This is a genomic window from Catenulispora rubra, assembly GCF_015356825.1.
GTDB lineage: Bacteria > Actinomycetota > Actinomycetes > Streptomycetales > Catenulisporaceae > Catenulispora > Catenulispora rubra.
Genome location: NZ_JAACYW010000030.1, coordinates 22,909 through 46,757 on the forward strand (window position 1 = coordinate 22,909; position 23,849 = coordinate 46,757).

The 23,849-nt window shown below is 69.2% G+C and carries 17 protein-coding genes and 1 pseudogene; 11 read left to right on the forward strand and 7 right to left on the reverse strand.

Annotation, left to right across the window (positions count from 1 at the left end; genetic code table 11):
- Window positions 1-282: 282 nt before the first annotated feature.
- The 3 genes from GWK61_RS11465 to GWK61_RS56255 all read right to left on the reverse strand — a co-directional run bounded on the left by GWK61_RS11465 (window position 283) and on the right by GWK61_RS56255 (window position 4,496).
- Window positions 283-2,169 carry a cell wall-binding repeat-containing protein gene (locus tag GWK61_RS11465; protein ID WP_194908236.1) on the reverse strand — a complete coding sequence of 629 codons (1,887 nt, stop codon included), beginning with the start codon at window positions 2,167-2,169 and terminating at the stop codon, window positions 283-285.
- A gap of 51 nt (window positions 2,170-2,220) precedes the next feature.
- Complete coding sequence (locus GWK61_RS11470) at window positions 2,221-2,898, reverse strand: hypothetical protein (RefSeq protein ID WP_194908238.1); 678 nt, start codon at window positions 2,896-2,898, stop codon at window positions 2,221-2,223.
- Between the two features lie 1,454 nt (window positions 2,899-4,352).
- Window positions 4,353-4,496: a hypothetical protein gene (locus GWK61_RS56255; protein ID WP_228562136.1), complete on the reverse strand. Its 144-nt coding sequence runs from the start codon at window positions 4,494-4,496 to the stop codon at window positions 4,353-4,355.
- On the opposite strand from GWK61_RS56255, the gene GWK61_RS11475 reads away from it, so the two are divergent.
- From GWK61_RS11475 to GWK61_RS11525, 11 genes and pseudogenes are all read left to right on the forward strand, one after another.
- Window positions 4,495-5,700, forward strand: a complete 1,206-nt coding sequence (locus GWK61_RS11475) for a site-specific integrase (RefSeq protein WP_194908240.1) — start codon at window positions 4,495-4,497, stop codon at window positions 5,698-5,700. The genes GWK61_RS56255 and GWK61_RS11475 overlap by 2 nt on opposite strands.
- Window positions 5,701-5,966: 266 nt before the next feature.
- Window positions 5,967-7,433 (forward strand): plasmid pRiA4b ORF-3 family protein, encoded by a 1,467-nt coding sequence (locus GWK61_RS59430; protein ID WP_323747516.1) that lies wholly within the window; start codon window positions 5,967-5,969, stop codon window positions 7,431-7,433.
- A 63-nt stretch (window positions 7,434-7,496) separates the two neighbouring features.
- The gene (locus GWK61_RS11485) at window positions 7,497-7,904 is read left to right on the forward strand and encodes a hypothetical protein (protein ID WP_194908242.1); all 408 of its coding nucleotides are present in this window, start codon (window positions 7,497-7,499) and stop codon (window positions 7,902-7,904) included.
- Window positions 7,888-8,283, forward strand: coding sequence for a helix-turn-helix domain-containing protein (locus GWK61_RS11490; protein WP_194908244.1), 396 nt, complete (start codon window positions 7,888-7,890; stop codon window positions 8,281-8,283). Before GWK61_RS11485 ends, GWK61_RS11490 begins: the two co-directional genes overlap by 17 nt.
- Window positions 8,284-9,261: 978 nt before the next feature.
- Window positions 9,262-9,471 (forward strand): annotated as a pseudogene (locus GWK61_RS60675) (4Fe-4S cluster-binding domain-containing protein); the annotation flags it as partial.
- Between the two features lie 236 nt (window positions 9,472-9,707).
- Window positions 9,708-10,952 carry a hypothetical protein gene (locus GWK61_RS58470; protein WP_267254249.1) on the forward strand — a complete coding sequence of 415 codons (1,245 nt, stop codon included), beginning with the start codon at window positions 9,708-9,710 and terminating at the stop codon, window positions 10,950-10,952.
- The gene (locus GWK61_RS11505; RefSeq protein WP_194908250.1) at window positions 10,949-13,006 is read left to right on the forward strand and encodes an AAA family ATPase; all 2,058 of its coding nucleotides are present in this window, start codon (window positions 10,949-10,951) and stop codon (window positions 13,004-13,006) included. Before GWK61_RS58470 ends, GWK61_RS11505 begins: the two co-directional genes overlap by 4 nt.
- Window positions 13,007-13,098: 92 nt before the next feature.
- Complete coding sequence (locus tag GWK61_RS11510; RefSeq protein WP_194908252.1) at window positions 13,099-15,768, forward strand: GAP1-M domain-containing protein; 2,670 nt, start codon at window positions 13,099-13,101, stop codon at window positions 15,766-15,768.
- Entirely contained in the window at window positions 15,768-16,484 is a 717-nt protein-coding gene (locus GWK61_RS11515; RefSeq protein WP_194908261.1) for a vWA domain-containing protein, read from the forward strand. The genes GWK61_RS11510 and GWK61_RS11515 overlap by 1 nt, the downstream gene beginning before the upstream one ends.
- Window positions 16,484-17,347 (forward strand): protein phosphatase 2C domain-containing protein, encoded by an 864-nt coding sequence (locus tag GWK61_RS11520; protein WP_194908263.1) that lies wholly within the window; start codon window positions 16,484-16,486, stop codon window positions 17,345-17,347. The genes GWK61_RS11515 and GWK61_RS11520 overlap by 1 nt, the downstream gene beginning before the upstream one ends.
- 58 nt (window positions 17,348-17,405) lie before the next feature.
- On the forward strand, window positions 17,406-18,770 hold the full coding sequence (locus tag GWK61_RS11525; protein ID WP_194908265.1) for a protein kinase domain-containing protein: 1,365 nt from the start codon (window positions 17,406-17,408) through the stop codon (window positions 18,768-18,770).
- A gap of 188 nt (window positions 18,771-18,958) precedes the next feature.
- Here the strand turns inward: GWK61_RS11525 and GWK61_RS11530 are convergent, their stop codons facing one another.
- The 4 genes from GWK61_RS11530 to GWK61_RS11545 form a co-directional block, all read right to left on the reverse strand.
- Window positions 18,959-21,172, reverse strand: a complete 2,214-nt coding sequence (locus tag GWK61_RS11530; protein ID WP_194908267.1) for a hypothetical protein — start codon at window positions 21,170-21,172, stop codon at window positions 18,959-18,961.
- Between the two features lie 62 nt (window positions 21,173-21,234).
- Window positions 21,235-21,792 (reverse strand): hypothetical protein, encoded by a 558-nt coding sequence (locus GWK61_RS11535; protein ID WP_194908269.1) that lies wholly within the window; start codon window positions 21,790-21,792, stop codon window positions 21,235-21,237.
- Window positions 21,789-23,390 (reverse strand): methyl-accepting chemotaxis protein, encoded by a 1,602-nt coding sequence (locus GWK61_RS11540; protein WP_194908270.1) that lies wholly within the window; start codon window positions 23,388-23,390, stop codon window positions 21,789-21,791. The genes GWK61_RS11535 and GWK61_RS11540 overlap by 4 nt, the downstream gene beginning before the upstream one ends.
- A 49-nt stretch (window positions 23,391-23,439) precedes the next feature.
- On the reverse strand, window positions 23,440-23,823 hold the full coding sequence (locus tag GWK61_RS11545; RefSeq protein WP_194908272.1) for a hypothetical protein: 384 nt from the start codon (window positions 23,821-23,823) through the stop codon (window positions 23,440-23,442).
- Between the last annotated feature and the right edge of the window lie 26 nt (window positions 23,824-23,849).

Sequence of the window (23,849 nt, forward strand, 5' to 3'; positions counted from 1 at the left end):
CGTGGAGGAGCCGCCGAGTCGGTCGCGTCTTCGCACCTTCAGGTCGACGATCCGTTTGGGCCCGCACCGACGCTTGCCTGCACGGTGGAACCCAGACTGCAGGCCGCGAGACCGGTAGCGTGTGGGCATGTTGAGCACCAGCCACGAGGAAAGCCTTATCGAGAGCTTCGATGCTGCGGGCCCTGCAGACCACCGGCGCTCTCTTCTGCGAAGAATACTGCTGGCCATCCGGCTGGGTGCCGATAAACCGGGTCTGTCTATCTAATTTACAGTCCCTGACCTCTATTTAACGGTTCCGCCGATCGCGGCCGCCGCTTCGGCAAGCACGTTGTCGACAAGAGCCTCCGGGCCGCCGAAGACATCGACTTCGCTGAGCGCTGGCCGGTACGCGGCGAGTTGTGCGCTGTCAGCCGACGAGAGTTTTGCGGGTTGGGTGAGGAGGATCGGGCCGCTTGCGGAGGCCATCAATGCTCCGCCGGTCAGCGCGTCGGGAAATTGTTCTCCGGTGGCGATTCCGGCTTGTACCGGCAACGGGAAGTTGCCGGCGACCTGCGCGGCGGTCGCGTACCGGTCGGAGCCGGCGAATGCGCTGAATGTGCTTGGCGGAGCCATGGCCGTGACGGCTGCCTTGGCTTGTCCGCCTACTACGGTGACATGCGGGTTTACGGCGGTCGAGCCGACGAGTTTCGACGCGATGTATGAGGCGGTTTCAGGGTCCAGGGTGCGGCCATGGGACAGGACAATCGCGGCGGGCTGGCCGTTGTTGCTGAAGGGTCCTGCCGCGTATGGCCCGGCGGCTAGAGCATCGGGGAAATCCTGGCCGGTGGCGACGATGACATTCGCCGGGCTGCCGAGGCCTTGGACGGCGATGACGCGCGCGGTTGCGTAGCGATCCGGGCCGGCCAGGCGAGCTACTTTGTAGCCCTCAGTACGCAGACCATGTTCGACGGCCGGCGACACGGCGCTGGTTCCGCCGAGGATATAGACGGTTTTGGCGGGCGAGCCCGGTCCGATGACACGGTGAATCTCGGCATCCGCGCGTGGGTCGAGCGCTGCCGTGGGGGTCAGCAGCAGCGGGCCGTTCACGGAGGCGGCCAGAGGGACCCCGGCGAGCGCGTCGGCGAATTCGTCGCCGCGGGCCAGGACCACTGCCTGTGCCTTCTTAGCGCCCGGGGCAGTATCGGTGAAATCAGACCACTGCCGCTGGGAGACGGCGATGCCGGTCGCGTAGCGGTCATGGCCGGCCAGGCGTTTCACGATCGGTTGCGGCCCTGGCGGTAGGGATGCGGTGTTCCAGACGTCGGTGATGGGCGTCGCGTTGGCGGCATCGCCGATGTGTGGCAAGTCGTACATATCTTCGATAGTTCGTAGGATGCTGAAGTGATTGATGCGCTCGTTGTAGGAACCGTTCTTTACCGGCTGACCGTTGATGAACGTGGCGATGGCGTTGTCGCCCGACGAGTCGTCCTCATCGAACGTCGTGATCAGAACGCTGTTGTGGCTGTTCGCCCACTGCACATAAGTATCGAGGTTGTCTTGCAACCAAGTGTCCCCGGTAGCGATCGGGCAGTCATGCATGTCGTCGCAGAGGTTGGGCACGACCCACGAGACGGTCGGCAGTTGGGTGAAGTCCGTGGGGAAGCTGCTGAACGGCTGGTTGTCCTGGACTGGGATGTTGGTGAAGTTCGACCATGGGTTGTGCTTGCGGGCGTAGCTACCGGATGTGCAGTCCGTCGCCCCGGCCGACGGCAGGTCCTCCGCATAACCGGTGAAGGTCAGCCCGGCAGCGATGAGCTGCGAGGCTTCGTTGTCCGTGCTGAATGTGTTCGGGCATGAGTCATCAGTGATGCCCTGGTTGGATCCGGAGAAGAGGTCGAGGTAGTTTGGCTCGCTGGGATGCTCGATCGCGAACGAGTTCGTGAACTTCGCTCCGCTGCCGGCCAGTAGATTCATGTAAGGCGCACTCGGGTTGCCGTAGATCGAGCCGGCCGAGGTGTTTTCGAAGACCGCGATCACCACATGGTCAGGGCGAGGCATGCCGTTGACGGCGGGAGCCGCGTGTGCCGTGGCGGACCCTGTCGCCAGAGTCGGGAGGCCGGCGGCGGCCAGCACGAATCCCCCCAACCCGGTCAGCAGCCCTCTGATCGATCGGTGGTTTGACACGTACATGACTTCTCCTCACGAACACGGAATCGGCGCACGATCCATCGAAAGGTGCTGTCAGCTGCTGAAGCCGGGGCAGATGTTGTTCGATGGCGCGTTGTCGTCCCCTCGAACCACCCTTGTTTCCGACAGGAGCGTGGCGTCGGCGGGCATGGACCGCCACTGCTGGGTTTTGTAGTCGGACTTGTCCACCTGCGCGCTTGACGAGTCGCTCATCATCCAGACGTCGAGCCAGTACGGTCGGCCCGTGTCCGGGTGGTCTCCGACGGAAACGGGCTGCGTCCAGGCTCCGGCCGTGTTTGGCGTCAAGCGACTTGTCAACCAGAACGGTCCGGGAGTGTCATCGTCCTTCGGGGAGCGCACGACGATCCACAAAACTTGGCCCTGGGGAATGTTCTTCGAAGTCCCCGACGCATTCGAGCAGCGAAGAATCGTCGCATTAAGGGAGGGGGCACTGAAACTCGCTACCGGTTTCGGCGGAGGCGTCTGGGATGCCGACGTGACGGATGCCGAAGGACTGGACGCACTGGACGCACTGGACGGATCACCAGGTAGCGATGTTGCGGTAGGTTTCGCCGGTGCAGGGCGGCCGACGAAGTGGCCGACAACTCCGCTGCCCCCGGCGATCACGATCACGAATATCAGTGCCGCGCCGAGTGGAACTGGTTTATGCCAACGATGGAACACCACCGCGGCCACCCCGACTACCAAAGCGCCCCCCAGCGCGACCAGCACGGTAGTGACGATCAGTGCGATACCGCTGTGTGTGAACGGCCCGACGAACTGGGCTATGCCGGATAGCCCAGCTACAACCGCAGTGACAACGACAAACCACGTCACTTCGGCGGGTCTTAGACCAAGCTTCGCCCCTAACCAGCTCCAACCCGATGGGCCCTGCGGCGTTGCGGACCCTCCGGTCCCTCCAGACTGGCTCACCCTTTACCCCCAACCAGAGCACGCATGTTCTTCTCAGCATAATTAGACGATCACACTCACGGTGGAGCGAGCGGCATTAGCGATATCGAATCGCAATGAGCGGCCAATCTATGCATCTTTACATAAAGTGTTAGACCGAATGTTGGCCGCATCTGATTCTGAGCCAGTCGCAACACGGCCTGTGGGGTTCAAAGACTCTGCCGAGGCGTTGAGCTCTGCCTATGCCGCGGCGTCGTATTCGTTGATGAGGCCGCTAATGATATTCGTTCGGGTGATCCGTTGGGCTTGGAACGGGGTAATGTTCGGGGCGTTGCGCGTGCCGCTAATGCCATCCACGCAGGTCAAGCCGTGACGCCTTCGTGTCTGTCGTTTCGCCAGGCCCGGAAGGCGTCGAGACCGACGACGGGCCCTGGTACTCCAAAGTACGGCGCGACCTGAACGTGTGGCCCACTCGAGGCCGGAAGGGGCCAGGCGGTGGGGGGACGGTGGGGGACCGGGCGTCGCGGTGCCATGCGATACCGGGCGACACTATGCGACACAGAAGGTCAGCCGGAATCAGTCCAGAACGGCAGGATCCGACACGATGCAATGCAGGGTGATGATGTAAGGCCCTTAACTTAATGCGCTACGGATCAGAAGGCCAGGGGTTCGAATCCCTTCGTGCGCACAGATGTTCACCCCAGGTCAAGCTTCTGACCTGGGGTTTTCCGTTCGACTGCCTCATTCGGGTGCACGCCATACACGCGAAGTTCCCGTGTCCGGGGCGAATCTGGGGCGATCCGCGTAATGATGGCTAACCGTTGAAGCCCAGGCCAAAGGCGGTGGCGACCCTCTGATTTCGGCGTTTGTCGGGGGCAGGTGTGGGGCGCGAACACAGAGAGTCGCGGGCTTCTCAGCCGCCGCGGGTGCCTGTGAGTGCCGCCGCGGTCCGATCCGTTCTGTTGTATGGCGCGGCGCCACGCTGCCTGTCGCTGTGGCGTCGCCGACGAGGGTTGAACCTGCCGACAACGTAAAGCGTTCATTGCATAAACGGGCAATTCCTTGAAAAGGGGAACGGCAATGAACGGGATCGTGTTCAAGCGCTGTGGGTGCTCGACGGTGGTGCGTAACGGGACGGCGAGCCCGTGCGGAGGCCGGACGGCCGGATCCGGCGTCGTGGGCTGAACCGCAGCTGCCCGCAGCTGATCGATGCGGACGGGTCGTGGAGCGCCGTGCACGGCAGTTGGTACTTCCAGCTCCAGGACCCGGCCACGTCAAATGGCCATTTCCGGCGTGGCGGCGATGCCAGCCGCCAGGAAGCGGAGCAGGCGTTGGCGGCGGTACGGGAGTTGCTGGTTTGTGCACGCCAGGCCGCCGATCCGGTGGCGGCTCGGCTCGCGATCTGCCAGGCGGTGCATGCTGCGATCACGCGCGGCGCTGCCGGACGTCGACCGGGTACGGGAGCGGCTGCGGCGTGGTCTGACGCCGACGGTGTCGCTGTGGGTCGGACAGTGGCTGACCATGTGGCTGGCCGAACGTACGGATCTGCGGCCGGCTACCCGGTTGGACTACTCCGGCTTGATCGCCCGGCACCTGCTCCCGGCGCTCGGGGACATCCCGCTGGAGGAACTGCGGCCGGAGCAAGTGCGGGCCGTGTTGGCCGGGGTGGGTGCCGAGGCTCGCGAAATCCGTGCGGCTAGTCAGCGGCGGCGCGCGGTCATAGACACTGCCCGGGCCGCCTGGCGCGCCCATGACAGCGCCGCCGCCCGGGCGGCGCGTCAGCAGCTGGCGGCGCTGCCGCCTTTCCGGCGTCCGGCTGGGGCATCAACGGTGCAGCAGGTGCGGGCGGTGTTGCGCTCTGCTTTGTCGGAGGCGGTGCGTCGGGAGTTGGTGACGGTCATTGTGGCCAAGCTGGTCAGGCTGCCCGCGCCGCCGCGGGCCAGACCACTTGAGTGGACTCCGTCTCGCGTCGCCGCCTGGCGGAAGACCGGGAGGCGTCCGTTGCCGGTGATGGCGTGGACCCCGGCCCAGACCAGCGCTTTCCTCGGATGCGTGGCCGGGCACCGGTTGCGCGCCCTGTTCACGCTGCTGGCCTATACCGACTGCCGGCGGGGCGAGGCCTGCGGGCTGCACTGGATCGATGTCGACTTCCGGCGGCGCGAGGCCGCGGTCAGCACGCAGTTGTGCCGTATCGGCACCGAGACGGTCGAGGGCCCGCCGAAGACTGATGCCGGTGTCCGAACCCTAGCCCTGGCCAAGGTCCTGCATGCGGCGCTGGTCGCACAGCGCAACGCCCAGCGGGTCGAACGCCGCGCCGCTGGCGTCGCTTGGATCGATACCGGGCGTGTGTTCGCCAAGCCTGACGGCTCCGAACTGAATCCCGCCGAGGTCAGCGATGTCTTCGACCGTCTGGTCCGTGACAAGGGGCTGCCGCCGATCCGGCTGCACGACCTCAAACATGGTGCCGCCACCGACGCCCTGGATGCCGGGGTCCCGGTCAAGGTGGTGTCCGACATGCTCGGCCACTCCAGCACCACCGTCACCCTGGACCTGTACGCCACGGACACCGACAGATCCCGACACGCAGCCGCTGACGCCATCGCCCACCGGCTGGAAGGGTGAACGACACCGGGCATCCGGACGGCAACGCACCGAGCCAGCCCCTGCATGCAGTCGTTGGATCTGTGTCCTGACACGGTGGGGTTGATGACTGCGCCAGTTCCCAGTGGAGGTCTGGCCGGTCCGGAATCCGGGCCGTTCGTCCCATCGCGGGTTCGATCGGGTGGGACAATTCACCGGTGAGTAGCCGTCGCAAAGCCAACCGTTCGCTGAAGATCACGCATCGCCGGGAGGACGCGGCTTCGGCTGTCCCGGGCTGTCGATGTGCGGTGTGCGATGGAGGGAACGCCTCACTACGCCGGGCCTTCGCACCCGGCCTGGAGGACCTTTCCGGGATCGACGCCGCCGATGAGTTGGAGGCGGCGTGTTCGACATTGTTCGGGGTGATGTCGCTCAGCGTCGGTGACGAGGGTTTGCACGGCTGGACACAGGTCGTGTTGCCGATGCTGCGGCGGCGTGGCACGCCGCAGGCGGCAGCGGTGATGTGCACGATCGGCGCACTGGGCGGCGGCGAGATCGAGCAGTCGGTCGAGGCGGAACTCGAGCGTCTGGCCGCGGACGGGATCCGGCCCCCTGCCTGGGTACACGCGCTGCAATCGCCGGTGACGGCCGGCGACCTTCGCGCCTACGAGGATCCCGACGGTTCGACCTGGCTGTTGGCCGGGCGCCTGTCCCGGGCCGGAACCAAGGCGGGAATCGTGCTGGCGGTCGACCCCGAGGACTGCGGCGCGTTGGAGGACGTGTGGATGGTGGAAGGCGACGCATTCGTGGACGTGCTGGCGCGGATGCGCAGTCTCGGACAGCGCACCGGAGCGCCGCTGGCCGAGGTGACGCTTGACGCGATGGAGTGGCGGTGGCGGGCCGAGGCGGCGATGGACGCCCGGGAGGTGCACGATGCCGATGATGCCGATGACGTGGTCGATGTGTTCGAGGAGTTGTCCAACGCCGAAGGTGACGGTCCCGGCTGGCGGGCGATGGCGGCGATGCTGAGGTTCTGGATCGGGCAGCTGCCCGAATCCGGCAAGCCGAAGCCGCCACACGGCGACGAGGGCGACGGACCTCTGGCCAAGCTGCGAGGGATGTTCGCAGCCGGGGCGTATGGGAATATGGCGTCGGCGCTGGCACCGTATGGGCCGAAGCGGCCGGCCGCCATCGAACTGCCGACCCGGCGCAAGAAGTCCGACGGTCCGGCACCGGTCTACCGGCTGCGGGTGGACCTGCGCGGGGCCAAGCCCCCCATCTGGCGGCGACTGGAAGTCGCCGGCGACACCACCCTGGCCGAGCTACACCGCATCTTGCAGATCGCGTTCGGCTGGGACGACTGCCACATGCACTGCTTCGAGACGGACTTCGGTACGTTCGGCATCCCCGACCCCGACCTCGGCCATCGTGCGGAACAAGGCGCCACGCTGGAACAAGTCCTCGCCGAGAACGGCAAGATGACCTACACTTACGACTTCGGCGACAGCTGGGACCACATCATCACAGTGGAGTCCGTCACTCCCCTGGCCGAAGGCGTCGCCTACCCGCGCTGCACTGGCGGCCGCCGTGCCGCCCCACCGGAGGACTGCGGCGGAATCTGGGGCTACGAAGCACTGTGCGAAATCCTCGCCGACCCCGAAGACGAGCAGCACGCCGAACGACTGGAATGGCTCGGCCTGGACGACGCCTCCGAGTTCGATCCTGCGGCGTTCGACCTGGCCGAGACCGACCGGCTGCTGTGCGCTGGAAGGTGACGTACCTCATCGCGCCCGGTAGTTGCACTTGACTGCATGTGCACTTGAGTGCACAATCGCTATATGCGCATCGCCAACTCCAAAGAGTTCGACACCTGGTTTGACGCGCTCATCGCGGCCGCCGCCGAGGGCGACCAACTCAGCTCGGTGAAGCTCGGCCTGGTGGCGGCGGAGCTCGCGGTGCTGCGGGCACTGGACGGCCCACCGATGCCCGAGGAGGAGACCGCGGACCTGAAGCGGGTGCGCCAGTCGGGCAAGTACACGGTGTGGCGGGTCAGCCATCCGTATCAACCCGGCGTCGCGATCCGCCTGATCTGCTGGTTTCCACCGGACACCAAGATCGTCGTGGCGGCGTTGTCCGCCGGCGACAAGGGAAGAATCGGCGACGTCTGGTACAACTCGGTCGGCCCACGCGCCGATGCGATCATCGAGCAATGGAAGAGGGAGGTCCGCTATGACCGCGAAGCCTGAGTCCCGCCCGCTCGGCGGCGGGTTCGTGGACGCCACCGACAAGATCGACGCACTGCTCGCCCAGCCGGAGATCGCCGCCTTCATCGAGGCCGAACGGCCAGCCCGCGCGGCCATGAACGCGGCCTTCGCCCTCAACCTCGCCAAGGTCCGCGAGGCGGTCGGTCGCACCCAGAAGCAGCTCGCCGAGCAGATGGGCCGCGACGTCAGCGGAGTGTCGAAGATGGAGGGGCGGCACGACATGCTGCTGTCGACCCTCGCCCAATACCTGGTGGCCGCCGGAGTCGACGCCGCCGCGATCACCGTGACCGTCAAAGGCGTGGACTACTCCTTCGACCTGGCCCAGATCGACGCTCCCGAGCGCGCAATACAGGATGCCTAGCGCAAGCGAGCCGCAGAAGATGCTGGCGCGCGTTTGAAAGCAGGCGTGGACGGCACGATACTCAGCAGCACGCTGCGGTCGAGTCCGGGAACGGTCCGGGAACGGACGTCCCGACACCGGCCGACACTGCGCGGCATAGTGAGTTCGACCCCGGGTCGAGAGGGTTGGAGAAGCTGACACTCGGCGGCACGACATGGCGCAGAACCTTTATCTAAGCCCGTTGCGACCAATCCGCTGCGGATCAGAAGATTAGGGGTTCGAATCCCTTCGTGCGCACTCATGTTAGGCACATGAACTGCAGGTCAAAACCCCTCCACCATCGCAAGTGGGGGGCTTTTGCGTGTCCCTTTCCGAGACTGGTCTCATTTCTTGTCCCAGTAGGGCTCTTCCTTCGCCACGCCCGTAGCGACCTCCAGAAGGACCAGCACTGTTGGCCCGATGACCCTTTATGGTGCTGTACCCCGCCGCCATAGGCGCGATCTCCTCCACCCATCGCGTGATCAGCTGTTTCACTGCCGGCACATGACCAGTCTTGCGCAGGAAGCCGTTCCGCCCGCTGCCTGCGGGGCATCTTCTTCGCAGGATTCTTCTCCTGCTCGCCGCTCGGCGCGGTTGGGATGTCCTGTAAAAGCTCCGGCGGCATGAACGTGACCGGTGCAGCCTTCGGCTTCGGCCGTCGTCCAAGTCGTGGCTCGTCCGGGTCACCACTCATCTTCCGGGCGATGTAGCACGCGCGAGCCGCTGGGCTTCGGGGTCGGGTCAGTCATGATTTGCCCCTAGCTGCAGGTCAGATGGCGCCTTTCAGCTCTTTCATCCTTTTTTTGTAGCCCCCCGGCGATCCACACGGTCGCGGGACGGCCGGCGCCGATACAACCGCCCTGCTGTCCGTCAGACACGACGCAGGAACGTTCCACGTGCATCACGTCGAAGGAAGATGCAGTCTGATGTTGGCAGGCGACACGCACCTCGTCCTTAGCCGTGTCTCTTCCCGCTCCACTGTCCTCGGCCCCGGCGTCCGCGCTGCGGTGTGGGTCCACGGCTTGCCCCCTGCGGTGCGTCGGCTGCGTCGCGTCGGAGGACCTCCCTTTCGAGGGCGGGGAGCGGCGCGAGACGGACAGTCTCGCCGCCGAACTCAATGTCCTGTCGCCGGGAATCAGTGGTCTGGCCTTTTTCGGCGGCGAGCCGATGGCGCAGGCCGCGGCACGGAACCGCCGCGCAGCGGGAACTGGTCAGTCGCCTCGGCATCCTCGGCGGCGGCCCTTATCCGGCCCGGCGCCACGCCAACCTGTTGTGGCGCGGTTCGGCGAACCAGCGGCTGTGCCGGCCGCCGGAGCGGTCCTCACCGCTCCCGTCGCGCTGAATGCGCCCAATGGCCCTTTCCGCATCGCACGGCGAAGGCAGTACCTCAATAGAAGGGGAACACAGTGTCGGGCAGTCCCAAGTACACAACGGCTGGTCTGTACGCCCAGGCGGCGGCTGTGGCGGCTGCCGCCCGGCGGGCGCGCGAGGCGGCTCGGCGCGCGGCCGAAGCGGCGGCGCGGCAGGCCTACCTGCGGCAGCGGGCTCAGCAGTTCGTCGATCGGCTGGCCGATGTCGTCGCGCGGCTGGACCTGCTCGATGCGGACGCTCGGCAGGTCGGGGTGTCGGCGGCTGTGCAGACCGTCCGCGGGGAGGCCGGTGAGGCCGCGAGGCGGCTGCGTGGGGCGGCGACCGAGGACGCGGTCGCGTTCGGCGACCGTGTCATTGTCGATTTGGAGACCCGGGTCGCGCAGCTGGTGCAGTCCGTGACCGCGGGCCTGGCCCGCAAGCAGCGTCAGGATGCGGTCGCCGCGGTGCGTGCGCAGCTGGCTGCGGCGTCCGCGCGTGTGGCCTTCGATCCGGCGGGTGCCGGGGAGGTCGACGGGATGCTGACCCGCGCCGACTCGGCCGCGACCGATGCGGCTTTCGCCACCGCCTTCGGCGCCCTGACGGCCCGGGTGGCCGGGCACCTGGCGGCGGCGGCCGGGCACCAGGCCGCGTTCGAGCGGACCCGGGATGCGGCGCGGCAGGAGACCGAGCGGCTCAAGCGCCTGCTGGACGAGGCCGGCGAGGCCGGGTTGGACCTGCCCGGGGCGCGGCCCGCGCGGTCCGCGGCGCAGCGGCTGCGGCAGGCCCTGAGCGGCGGGTGGCCGGGGGCGGGGGCGTTGTCGTCCGCGGATGCCGATCTGCGCAAGCTCCACACGGCCAACGGCGCGCTGGAGACCGAGCTCGAGGAATGGATGCGGCGGCTCGACCGGGCCGCCGCCGTCGCCGCGGCGGTGGTCGCCGCCGCGCCGCGCGCCGGGCTGCGCGTCGTGCCCGGCAGCTTCGTCCGCGAACGCGGCCACCTGATGTTCCGGACGACGCGCACCGACGACGAGTCGACGCTCGACATCGACGTCGCCGCGGCGGAGGGCGACAAGGTGTCGGTCGGCTACCACGGCACCGGTACCGACTTCCGGACCGAACTCACCACCGACGGCCAGGAGAAGCGCTGCGACCTGACCGCCGAGATCCTCACCCGGCTGCACACCGAGCTCGCCGCCGAGGGCGTGGGCACCGACGGACTGCACTGGGAGGGCAAACCCATCCGGGAGACCAAGACCCACCAGGTCCGGACCCCGCAGAAGCCGAGGGAGCGTCAGCAATGAGCGTCGTACCGGGGGCCGAGATGCCGGGCGCGAGGGCTGAAGTCTCCGCCTCACGTACCTCCGCGGGCGCCGAGGGCCTGGACGACGGCCCCCAGAACTCGTCCTGGGTGGAGCGGGCCGCCGCGGAGATACGCCGCGGCCGGCACCTGATCCTGCACGGCAACATCCACGACCTGGTGCTGTACCACGGCGAGTACCGGCCGCTGGAGGACGTGCTGGCACTCCTGCTGACCCGCCTCGGGTACGACATGGTCGGGTTCTACGACCCGATCGACCACATCCGGGTCCGGGCCGACGAGGACCTGACGCGGTTCACCCGGCACGCCGAACCCGCCGAGGACCGCACCCAGGACCGGCCCGATGACCGGCTCCAGGACCGGCCCGGCGGCGAGCGGCGTCGCGACGAGGCGCACAGCCCCGGCGACCGGCGCGGTGACGTGAGCCGGAACGGCGACGGCCGACGCACGTCCACCGGCCGGCTTGGCGCCATCGACCGGCAGCTCGGCTCGGCCGTCGACACCGCGCCGAAGCCCCGCTACGAACGCCCGCAGGCGGCGTTGGCCGCGATCCGCCGGGTACTCGCGCAGGGGCGCGAGCCGGCGGCGTTCGTCATCGGATTCGCCGACCTGATCCTGTTCGACCCCGACCACCACGATCCGGCCGACCGGCAGCTGCTGGGCGTGGTGAAGAAGGCCATGCTGGAGGCCGCCGAGATCAACTACCGGCGCAATCTGCTGATCCTGCTGGTCGGCGACCTGACCACGGTGCCCGAGTGGCTGTACCGGGACCAGCCCTTCGTGCAGCCGGTCGAGGTGCTGCGGCCGACGACCCAGGAGCGCGGGGCCTATCTCAGAGTCCTGGAGACGCGGTTCCACGAGGCCGCCGAGCTGGACGCGGAATCCGTCGAGCGCAGCGTCCGGACCCTGGCCAACCTCACCGACGGCATGGCCCTGACCGAGCTGGACGGCCTGTGGCGCACCAGCCGCTCGCAGCGGATCTCGCTGGCCGAACCGCGCAAGCTGGTCAACCGGACCAGGTTCGGCCGGCAGAGCGACCCCTGGACCGCGCAGCGCGGCCGGGACCCCGACGAGGCCCACGAGCGCCTGCGGAACCGGGTCATCGGGCAGGACGCCGCGGTGGAGCGGGTCACGCGCGCGCTGTCGGCGGCCGGGCTCGGCATCGACTTCGCCGCCGACCCCCACAGCCCCGAAGCACGCCCCAAGGGCGTGTTCTTCTTCGTCGGGCCCACCGGTGTCGGCAAGACCGAGCTGGCCCGCGCGCTCAGTGAGCTCGTGTTCGACGACGAGGCGGCGATGTGCCGCTTCGACATGTCCTCCTTCTCCGAGCCCCACAACGCGGAGCGGTTCTACGGCGCACCTCCCGGCTACGTCGGCCACGAGCGCGGCGGCGAGCTGACCAACCTCATGCACCAGCGGCCGTTCAGCGTGCTGCTCTTCGACGAGGTCGAGAAGGCCCACGAGTCGATCTTCGACAAGTTCCTGCAGGTGTTGGAGGACGGCCGCCTGACCGACGGTCTGGGCCGCACGGCCTACTTCTCGCAGAGCCTGATCATCTTCACCTCGAATCTCGGCGCGGACTCGATCTACCACGCGGTGCAGGACGGGGACCAGGCCGACCTGCCGCCGTACAGCCAGGTGGCCGCGCACTTCGAGCACGAGGTGCGCCGGCACTTCACCGAAACGCTGCGACGCCCGGAGCTTCTGGGCCGGCTCGGCGACGGGATCGTGTCGTTCGACATCGTGCGCCCCGAGCACGTACCGGCGATCGTCCGGAAGTTCATCCGCTACCTGGTGCGCAACGCCGCACGCCGGCAGGTGCACCTGGAGGTGGACGAGCAGGCCGTCGTCGGGCTGGTGTCGCGCGCCATGCAGGACCCGGCGGTGGCGGCGCTCGGCTACCGGCAGGTGCCGGCCATCCTCACGCGCGCGCTGCGGGACCCGCTGGTGCGGGCCGTCACCGAGCGGGGAGCCGGCGGGTTCTTCCGGGCCGAGGTCCCGGACGGGGCCGACGTCGCGACGATCGTGCGGATGTAGAGGGCCGTGACGGTGTCCGACGTGTCCGTCAAGAAGACACCAGGACAAGTGCGTCTCGCCCCGGCATCGGCCGGACGGAAGGGGAATCGGCGATGGACCAACAGGTGACGACGGCGGCATCCGCCGTGGGGCCGCCTCCGGAGGACTTGCCGGCGGTCCACACCCTGCGGTTCGGTATCGCACCCGACGATCCCCTGGCCGTGCGCATCCTGGATCAGCCGAGCTCGCTGCCGGAGGGGACGACCCGAGTGGTCGTGCGGTCGGCGGCCAGCGTGGCCGGCGCCCCGCTCGACGCACCGGCTCTGGCGTTCAGCCATCTGCCCGACGGCGGAAGCGTGCTGTACCGCACGACGGCGGCCGGGGCGGGTGAGTTCGAGGTCGAAGTCATGCTGTATCCGGACGACGACCGGCGCGACGGGTGGCTTCCCATCGACGCCTGGCCCGAGGAGGCGTGGCCGCGGCGCGGCGCCGGTCCGGGGAGGTTCCGCCCGGTTCTCTGGGGCGAGCGGGCCGACCTGGTGACGTTCGCCCGGCGGATGGCAGCCGTCCTGCCGTCCGTGCTGGCGGACGTGCGGAGCCTGTTCGCCACCGAAGCGGGGCCGCAGATCTTCCTGACCGACGAGCGGGAGGACGTGGCGTGCTGGATCATGCTGGCCAGCGCCTCCCTGCCCCCGACACAGGCTCGCGCACTCACTTTCACGACCTCCGCCGGGCTGCCGCACGCGGTCGGCCAACAGATCGCCGGCATCTCGCCGGACGCCGTCGACAGGCTCTCCGACGAAGAGGTGGAGTTCCTGTACCGGGTCCGTGGCCGTCACGGGCGCACCAGCCCCGACCTCCCCGATCCGTGGGCCCGGGTCGCCGCGGCGTTGTGGATCGCCGGCCGGCCGGAGCTCATCGTCGACGGAGTCGGGCGGCCGGCGGCCGGAGTGGGATTCGGCTACGACCCGGACACCGCGGACGGCGCCGAGATCTCGAAGGAACCGCAGAGCGAGGGCAGCCGCATCCCGACCGACGAGCCCTTCAATGCCGGGCGGCTCGCCGCGGTGGCGATGCTCGCCGGGGTGGACGTCGAGCCCGACCTGAAGATCCTCGCGGTGACGTGGCTGTCCCGTTATGCCAGCACCAGCAGCATGGCGCAGAGCGCGATCGCCGCCCTGCTCCAGGCCCTGCCGCCGATCGCGCGGGACGCCGTCAACGCTCCGCAGCCCGACCGGAAGGTGGTGCTCCGATTCCTCGGCGAGGCTTTCCGATCCCTGAAACGGCGAGACCGGCAGACGGCGCGCCCGATCGCCGTGAAGCTGGGCTCCGTCGTGGTCGATGCCGCGCTGGTCGATGTGGCGGACATCGTGGCCGATCCGCTGGCCGAGTTGGAGTTGACCGACACTGAACGCAGCGAGCTGTCGATGGCGTACGTCAGCCGGATCCGGAAGTTGTTCGACGACGACGGCGAAACGTTCCCACCCCGACAGCTGTACGGCAGCGTCGTCCTGGCTCGCGCGCTCGGCATCGGCGCCGCGGCCGGACTCGAGCGACTGACCGGCGGGCTGTGCCGACGGCTGCTGGCGCCGCAGCCCGGGGCCGACCAGGGCAAGGTCCTGGCGTACCTGGACGGGACCGGTGACCGGGAGCTGACCGAGCGCGTCGTCGCCCATCTGGAGGAGCAGCTTCACCGGCGAGGCGACGTCGACAGGTTCCGTGATCTCGCGATCCACGAGACCGGCGAGTGGCTGCGGCATCAGGACCTGGCGAAGGCACCGGCGCTCGATCTGCTGCTGGCCGCGACGAGCCCGAGAATGCGCGCGCTGAACGGGATGGATCGGTTCACGGAACTGTTCCAGCAGTCGAAGCGGCGGGAAGTGCGGATGCTCCGGATCATGGGTGACCTGTCGTGGCAGGTCACGGGCAAGCTCTCGGTCGCGGACGCGCTCAGACTGGGAAAGGTCCTGGGCGCCTCCGATCTGCTCGACACGGGCTTCGACGGTCGCTTGACGGAAGCCTTCGATCCGGCGCGGTGTGTCGGCACAACCGATGTCCAGGAGCTGACCGAACTGGCCAAGCTGTTGCGCCGCCACGATTTCCGGCTCTCGGCGAAGAACGAGGCGATCGCCGAACTGCTCATCGACAGCGACGCGCTCACGCCGACCGCCCCGTTCGACCAGACAGTCCAGGTTGTCAGAAGGATGGCGTCCCTCGATCTTCCGGCTCCGATCCGGGATCGGACGGCGAAGATCACAGCCAGGATCTTCAGCGGAGCCAAAGGCCAGGACCTTCTGAACCCGAGCACCGCGGACACATTCATCGACCAGAGCAGCGGGACATTCCTGCGCGCCTATGTCGATCTCCACCAAAGAGGCCAGACGGTCCCGGTTATCAGGAACCTGATCCGCGACTCCGACAACGCCGCCGGACGCTACTACCTCTGGCTGCAGATGGAGAAGAGCGACCAGCCGGACATGCGCCGCTACGGCGCAGACCTGATCAGGGATTTCATCGCCCCCGCGCGCCTCGAATCAAGCAGGAGGTGGGAGAACGCCGTGCACAAGGCCCTGAAACGCGATCACCCGAACACCGCGGACGTCTGGCACCGCAGCGACGCGGATTCCGAACCACCGGCGTCCCGGGACGAGCGCCCCACGCACCAGCACACGACCGACCAACAGGGACCGCACCAGGAGCACGACCCGAGCCCACAGCAACGATCCGACACGACACGGGATCCGGCGGCAGGCCGGGGACCGGCAGGAGCAGGGGAAGACTGATGACCATCATCGATGACGACGACAGCGGGATCATGGGCGGCCCGATGGAGAGCCGGGAAGTGCACTTCATCTGGATCCTGGACTGTTCGAGTTCCATGACCATGAACGGCAAGATCAGCGCACTCAATTTCGCGATCCGCGAGGCCCTCCCGGCGATGCAGTCGGTGGCCGAGGCGCATCCGGTCACCCGGCTCATGGTCCGGACGGCGACGTTCAGCGACGGCGCCCGCTGGCTCGGCACGACGCCCGCGCCGATCGACACGTTCACCTGGAAGGACCTGTCCGCGGACGGCGGGACCGACATGGGGCACGCGTTCAAGCTGGTGGCCGACTTCTTCAGGTCCGGCATGCCCCGGCGGGCGATGCCGCCGGTCCTGGCGCTGATCTCGGACGGCCAGCCCACCGACGACTGGCGCTCGGGCCTGCGGGCGATCGACGGCACGGACTGGGGCCGCAAGGCCGTCCGCATCGCGGTCGCGATCGGCGACGACGCGGACAAGGCGATGATGCAGGTCTTCCTCGGCAACGACGAACGCCGGGTGCTGACGTCGCACAACGCCCACGAGCTCGCCGCCCAGATCCGCTGGGCCTCGACGGAGGCCTTCGGGTCGGCCTCGCGGGGCAATCAGACGAATGGCCGGCAGACCTCGATACCGCCGGCCACCGGGCGCTCCGTCCCCTCCGACTCGGAGTTCCTGGACGGGGACGTCTTCTGATGGCCGATCCGGAACCGGGCGAGCGGTGGCAGGTCCTGCAGGGTACGGTGCGCGGAGCCAACAAGAAGTACAGCCAGGACCGCCACAACGTCAGCTTCGTCGGCGGAGACCAGGCGGTGGTCCTGGTCGTCGCGGACGGCCACGGTTCCCGGATCCACGCCCGCAGCCACCTGGGCGCGCAGTGGGCCGTCGAGGCGTTCACGCGGTGTGCGACGCCGTTCGCCCGCCGGTTGCTCGAATTCGAGACCGAGGGCCGGAACGGCGCGTCGTGGCCGGTTCTGTACCAGGAGGCCAAGGCGATGCCCCGGTCGATCTGCCGGCTGTGGCGCGAGCGGGCCCGGATCCACGAGGCGAACGGCCCGAGCGACGGCACCGTGCCCGCCGGCCGGATCGTCGGCGTCCCGCAGCTGGTCGCCTACGGCAGCACCGTGGTGGGTGCCGTCGTGACCGGGCACCACGTGGTCTGCTGGCGGCTCGGTGACGGGGACATCGTCCTGATGGGGGACGGCGTGCGCCACGGCGAGGACCGCGGCGGCGGCACACTGGTCCGCCTGTTCGCCGAGGACGACGACATCGGCGACGACACGGACTCCCTGTGCGGGCCCGAACCCTGGTACCGGATGCGGGTCCACGGCAGGCCGCTGACCGGACTGGGGCGGCACAAACTCATCCTGCTCAACACCGACGGCCTCTCCAAGAGCTACCGGGACATGGAGGGCTACGAGGCGTTCGCCACAGACCTCCACGAACGGCTCAGCTCGCGCAGCGTGGAGTGGGCCCAGCCCAGGCTGAACTCCTGGCTCGAACGGTCGGCCGGGTTCTCCGGCGACGACACGACCCTGGTCGCGGCGTACGCGGCCTGAGACAGGCTCGGCCGACGCCCCACGCCGGCCGGCCGCGACACCCGTGACGAGGAAAAAAATGAACGGTCAGCTCGCACTCAAGAGCGTCCTGCGGAGTGAGGAAGGCGCCCAGGTCCGGGTCGAGGGGATGTTCGGCTCCGGCGGCCAGGGCGAGGTCTACAAGGTCTCCGTCGACGGCGAAACCGAGCCCAAGGCCCTGAAGTGGTACTACCCGGCGACAGCGACCCCGCAGCAGCGATTCGTCCTGGAGAACCTGACCGCGCGGCGGATCGCCGACGACAGGTTCCTGTGGCCGCGCAGCATGGTCATGGACCCCTCGGGGAAGTCGAAATGCTTCGGCTACCTCATGGACGTCCGGCCGGACCGGTTCGCCGACCTGCCCGCCTTGTTCCGCCGTGACCAGTCCGTCCGGGCCGTCACGATGCGGAGCCTGCTGATCGTCGCGGTCAGCACCGCCGAAGCGTTCCGCTACCTGCACCAGCAAGGCATCGCCTACCGCGACATCAACTGGGGCAACCTCTTCTTCGACCCCGCCACCGGCGACATCCTGGTCTGCGACAACGACAACGCCACTTATGAGGGCGCGCAGTCCAGCATCCTCGGCACCATGGAGTTCATCGCCCCCGAGCTGGTCCGCCGGGACAGCGGGGTGTCGCCCAGCACGCAAACGGACCTGCACGCGCTGGCCGTCCTGCTGTTCATGCTGATCATGAACCACCATCCGCTGGAAGGCGCGGCGGCGCTCAAAGTCCCGATCATGGACGAGGATTCCCAGGTCCGGCTCCACGGGACGAACCCGGTGTTCATCTTCGACCCCGCGGACACCTCCAACCGCCCGGACCCGAACGAGCAGGGCATGGTGATCGGGACCTGGGACGCGACGCCGCCGATCCTGCAGCGGTTGTTCCTCCAGGCCTTCACGCGGGGTCTGAAGAACCCGGGCGATCGTGTGCGCGAGAACCAGTGGCGGGACGCGTTCCGCGCCGTGCACGACTCGGTCGTGCGCTGCACGAGTTGCGGCAAGGAGAACCTGGTCGAGCCGGGACCCAACCCGCCGTCCACCCCGTGCTGGAAGTGCCGCAAGACCCTGAGTATCCCGGGCCGGCTGGAGATCTCGGCCGGGATCGGGCACACCCGTGCCGTGCGCTCGGTGCGGGTCGAAAGCGGGGTCAAGGTCTACGGATTCCATCTGGACGCCCAGCCGGCCGTGCACGACTTCCACCGGGTGATCGGTGAGATCGTCGCGCATCCGACGCAGCAGGGCACGCTGGGGTTGTCGAACCGGACGTCGCGGCCCTGGACGGTGTACCGGGAGGACACCCGCGAGCAGTCGACGGTGCCGCCCGGCCGCAGTGCCGTGCTGCGCGAAGGGCTGCTGATCGAGTTCGGGGAGGGCGCCGAGGCGGTCTTCCACACGAAGTGAGACATCGGACCGCTGAGGGCCCCGGGGACATCTCGGGGCCCTCAGCGGTGTGTCACGCCGAAGATCATCGCCGTGCACGATGATGGCCTCGCAGGGGCGCACAATTCCGGCCGCAGCCGCACCGCGTCGTCCGACGCGCTACCTGACCCGATCGTGCCCGAGCCGCTTACCGAAGCCAGCCCTCGGCCTCACTTCTGCTCGCCTGCGCCGCTCCGGCGCCTGGTGAACCTCAGCCGGAACCACGTCCACGGCGCCCACCACTTCCGCCGACGCCGCGCCGGCGCCGCCTGCGCATCGGGCTCATTGTCAGGCTCGTCGTCCGGCTCCGGCTCGACTTCCCCGACCGACCCCGGCGGGGCCGGCTCAGGCAGCTCAGGCAGCGCGGCGACCGCGGCCGCGCCGAAAGTCAGGGCCGCGTCCGGCCGGCCGCAAGGCCGCACCGTCACCTCGCAAGCCGCTCGCCCCACGGCGATCCGGTAGCCACCGGTCGGGAAACCGCTCTGTGCGACGTACTCGCGACGGAACCCGGCATCGGTCTCCCACTCGATCGCGACCAGCACCGCCGGGTCCGGCCACGAGAAGCGCACCAGCGCTTCGCCCGGTGTGCCGTTCCGCTCGACGCACAGGTCGGTCGGCGCCTCTAGGACCTGGACGAGGGCGCTCGCGCCGGCCACCGCCCGGTCCTGCAACTCCGACACCGCCATGATGTGCAAGGTCGTGCCGGGCCGCACGGCCGTCTCGGCGCTCCGTCGCGAGTCCGGTCCGGATCGCAGAGCCAGGCCGGCCGGGACCCGGCGGATCAGGCCGCTGATGTCCGAGCCCGGATCGGCCGGGCCGAAGGGCCACAGCACCACGCGGTCAGTGCCGATCAGTGGCGGTTTCCACCGTACGAGCACGGAGTGATCGCCGTCCGCCGCTTCGACGTCGAGTGACGGCACCGGCAGGGGCCACTCCTCGGCCAGCACCGGAATGGTCACCCCTTCGGACCACACCAGATCCGGCGAACCGGCCAAGGGGTAGCCGCAGCGGACCGTGTACGCGTAGCGTCCCGGCCGCACATCGGGGTCGTCGAGGCCCTCGGTCCAGACCACCATCGAAGGGCCGGGTCCGGAGGCCGCCGCAGCGCCGCCGGCCCCGCGGTCATCGGCCCCGCGGTCATCGGCGTGGCTCCGGGCCACGGGGCCACCGGAGTCCTGTTCGCCGTCAGTCGCCCGAACCGCTTCGACCTCCACCGCCCGCGGCGGCGGCCGCCACGTCATCCGGATGCCGTCCGGTCTTTCGGTGACCAACGGCGCGTCGATCTCCGGGGCGTACCGCAGCGGACCGCTGGCCAGCGCCGCGCCCGCGATCGATCCCCCGCGCATCGGGATCGCGACGTACCGGACCGTCCGCCCGAATTCCACAGCGGTGTCCACCACCGGGTCTGTCAGGCCTGTCCGGTCCAGCACCACCTGGCCGGCGTCCCGGTGACCCGCCACGCGCAGGAGCGTGAACGTCGCGTCGGTCGAGTCCCCGGCCCAGCCGCCGCCGGGACCGCCGCCGGGACCGCCGGCCGCGCTTTGCGGTCGCAGGATTCGGACACCGTCGCCGACGGGTGCGAGCCGGAGCGCGGTGCGCATCCCGTCGGCCAGAGCCCGTTCCGCCTGCCGGACCGCCACCCGCACCAGAGCGTCCCGGCCCCGCCGGTGGTCGTCGGCCATCAGCGCGATGCCGCGCACCAGGCAGTCCATGGCCTCGGCGAGCCGGCCAGCGTCCTCATGCCGCTCCGCCTCGGCGAACAGTCCGTCCGCCCCGGCCGCGTCGCGCTCAACGGCACCGCAGAGTTCCGCGAGGCGCCAGTCGCCGTGCCCCGGCGGCAGCCGGGAGACCAGGACCCGGGCCCGGCCGAGCCGGTGCGCTTCGACCGCGTCGAGCAGTTCCTCGGCGGCCGCAGCGGCGAGTTGCCCGAGGGGGACCGCGGCCCGGGCGAGTCGGGCCGCGGCGGCCGCCTCGTCGCTGTGCACTCCGAGCACCTTCAGGTGCTGGTCCGTCACCGCCGCGGGGTCGCCGGCGGCGGTGTGCGCCGCCATGATGACCTGGTAGATCAGGGCATGCCGGAGCAAAGCGGGGCCCTCGTCGCGGCCGGCGATCGCCTCCAGGACGCCGAGCAGAGCGTCGGCCCGGGCCTCGTCCTTCTTGAAGCGCTTCAGGACCGCGGGACGCAGTTCCCTGATGGCCTCGCCGTCGACCCGCTGCCACCGGCCGCCCTTGCGGGCCAGCCAGAAACCGTCGAGCAGGCGGAACCGGGGACGGCCGGTACCGTCCGTCTCGGCCAGGAACGGTGCGGACGAGGCGAGCAGATCGGCGAGGTGGCGGAGTTTGAGGTCCTTCAAGCCCTCGGCGAGCGCGGGGTAGCCGGGCACTCCGGGGAACCGTGGCGCCCCCGGGCTCGGCGGATCGGGGGCGGAACGGGCAGCGTCGGAGGTCACTGGACGGCCGTCGTGTAGAAGTAGATCTGGATCTCGGCGGTCCCGGTGTTCGCGTGGTCCAGGTCCACAAAGGGACGCAGCACCGTGTCGGACGGGAACATGGCCGGATCGATCGTCGTCAGCAGGTGGTCGATGCTCGTGGCGTAGGCCGTGTCGGCCTGCGGGTCGGGTCCCCAGCCGAAGGTCAGGACGAACCCTGCGTGGCGCCCGTGGTAGGGCTTGAGCTGGTTCTTCAACTCGGTGGTCAGCTGGGGCGTCCCGCCGGAATCGTCAACTGTGAACTGCACCGGGGCCTTGTCCACCGACTGGGGGCCGACCCGCGCCGTACTCGTGGTCGGGCTCGGCGACGGCTTCGACGAAGGCGTGGAGGTCGTGGGGGTGGAGTGCGTCGGCGTGGGTGTCGCTGTCGGCTTCGGCTGGGCTTTGACGGCCAGTTCGGGATCCTTCTGGCTGCCCAGGGCGACGATCATGATGACCAGCATCAGGTCCGCGAAGAGCCAGCCCACCAGGGCGACCAGGGTGCGCTCGCGCGGGACCGCCCGAAGCCGCTTCATTGGCCCGGCCTGTTCGCGGACTGTTCCGGCACCGCCGGGAGCCGGCGGCGTCCGAAGTCGGCGCGGGTACCGGCCTCGACGGCCTCCGCCGCGTTCTCCCAGTGCGCGGCCGCGGCGTCCCAGTGGCCCACGACCCGCCCGAGCTGGACGATCGACATCCTGGTCTCGTCCACCACGGCCGTCAGGGACTTGACCACCTCGTCGGCGGCGGCCACGGCGAGCTCGGTCCGGTCGTTCACGTCCTGCTGGATCTTCGCGAGCCGCTGAAGCGCCTGAGCGACCTTGCCGCCGGCGTCCTCGACCCGGTCGCCGACGCCGCCGACCGCCTCGGTGTTCCGGGCCGCGGCGTCCGCCATGGTCGTGCGCGTCGTCTCGACCGCGGCGACCACGGCCTCCTGGCTCTTGCGCAGATCGGACACGCCGCTGCGGACCACCTCACGGTTCTGACTCACACTGCTCTCGACGGCGGCCAGTCCGGCGGTCTGCAGGGCGGTGAAGCCCTCCGTGCCCTGCCGCACCAGGTCGCCGACCGCGGCGGTACCCCGGCTGACGACGTCCCGCACCACGGTCTCGGCCTCCTCGTGCGCCGTCCGCAGCGCCTCGGTGCTCATCCGGACCATGTCGCCGACCATGGTGCCGGTCTGGTCCTGAGCCTTCTGGAGCAGGTCGACGCCGTGCAGCACGCGCTGCTCGGCGGCGGTCGACGCCGCCGCCGTCCGGTCCGAGGCCGTGGTCAGCCGGGTGGCCGCCTCGTCGAGACCCGCCGTCAGGTGCTCGGTGCGCTCCAGGGCGTCGACCGCGCGGCCCTCGATCTCGGCCGCGTTCTTCAACATGCCGCGCAGCCGCTTCGCGGAGTCGCCGAGTGCGGCGGTGAAGTCGGCCGGCGTGACGGCCCGGTGCGCGTTCACCACAACCTGCGCCCTTACCAGGACCAGCGCCAGTTCGCCGGTACGCACCGCGATCTCGGCCTGCTGCTGGTCGGCCGCGGTCTGGGAACGGTGCCGGGCCATCGCGTGGTATGCCGACGTCACCAGCAGGAGGCCGATGAACAACACCGCGGTCGAGGCGACGTTCCCGAAGCGGAGCCAAGGGCTCAGGTTCCCGTCGAACCCGCGCTCCCACAGCTGCAGGAAGGGCTCGGTCGCCTTGTCGGGCTCCGTGGTCGCCAGGCGGCTGTAGGCAGCCGAGGCCCGCGCCAGACCGAACCAGGTCACCAGCAACGGGACGAAGACCAGGACCCCGAGGACCGCGTCGACGGTCCGTTCCCGGTTGCCGCCGCGGAAGACCCACCTCAACGGCGGCTTGGAGATCAGCCACGGCAACCGGAGCCGGGAGGAGATCCGGTGCCACCGGTGCCATCGGGACCGCCGGCCGGGCCGGGCCGCAGCTGCGGCCGCCAGCTTGCCGGTGTCGATGTTCTCGTCGCGCGCGAGCGTTCCGACCAGGTCCACGGCCGTCCACTGCTCGAGGCGCGCACCGTCCTGCTCCAAGTCGTCCGCGAGCAGCGAGACGACGGCGCCGGCACCGGCGGTCAGACTCTTGCTGCTCAGGTCGCGCAGTTCCCGCGCGACCGCGTCGGTGTCCATCAGCGCTGTCACACCGCGTTCCTGACGGACAGGTGTCGTGGATCCGCGACCGACGTCGGTCTCAGTCGTTCGTCACGGTCAACGAGGTCATGGCGCCCGCGGGCATGCCGCCGACGCCGCAGAACGGGCACGTCCAGTGGCCGGAGCCCGGCCAACAGCCCACCCGCCGGCAACTGCTGCACAGGACGAAGGAAGTGCCACCGCAGCTGGGACAACCCGGATAGGCCGGGTCCACGGCGAACCGCCCCGACAACGCCGTGCTCGTGTACCCCTCCCGGTCCGCGCGCGCCGGGTCGATCGCGAAGGCCCAGGTGGCCGACCACGTCGAGCTGCCGTCGTGGTAGAGCCGGATGCCGAACGTCGCCGACGTCGTCCGTTGGCACCTGGCCACCACGACGGCGCCGCGGAGCCGGCCGCTCCCGGGGTGCTGATCGCCGCTCGTCATCACGTGCTCCCGTTCGTCCGTCGAAT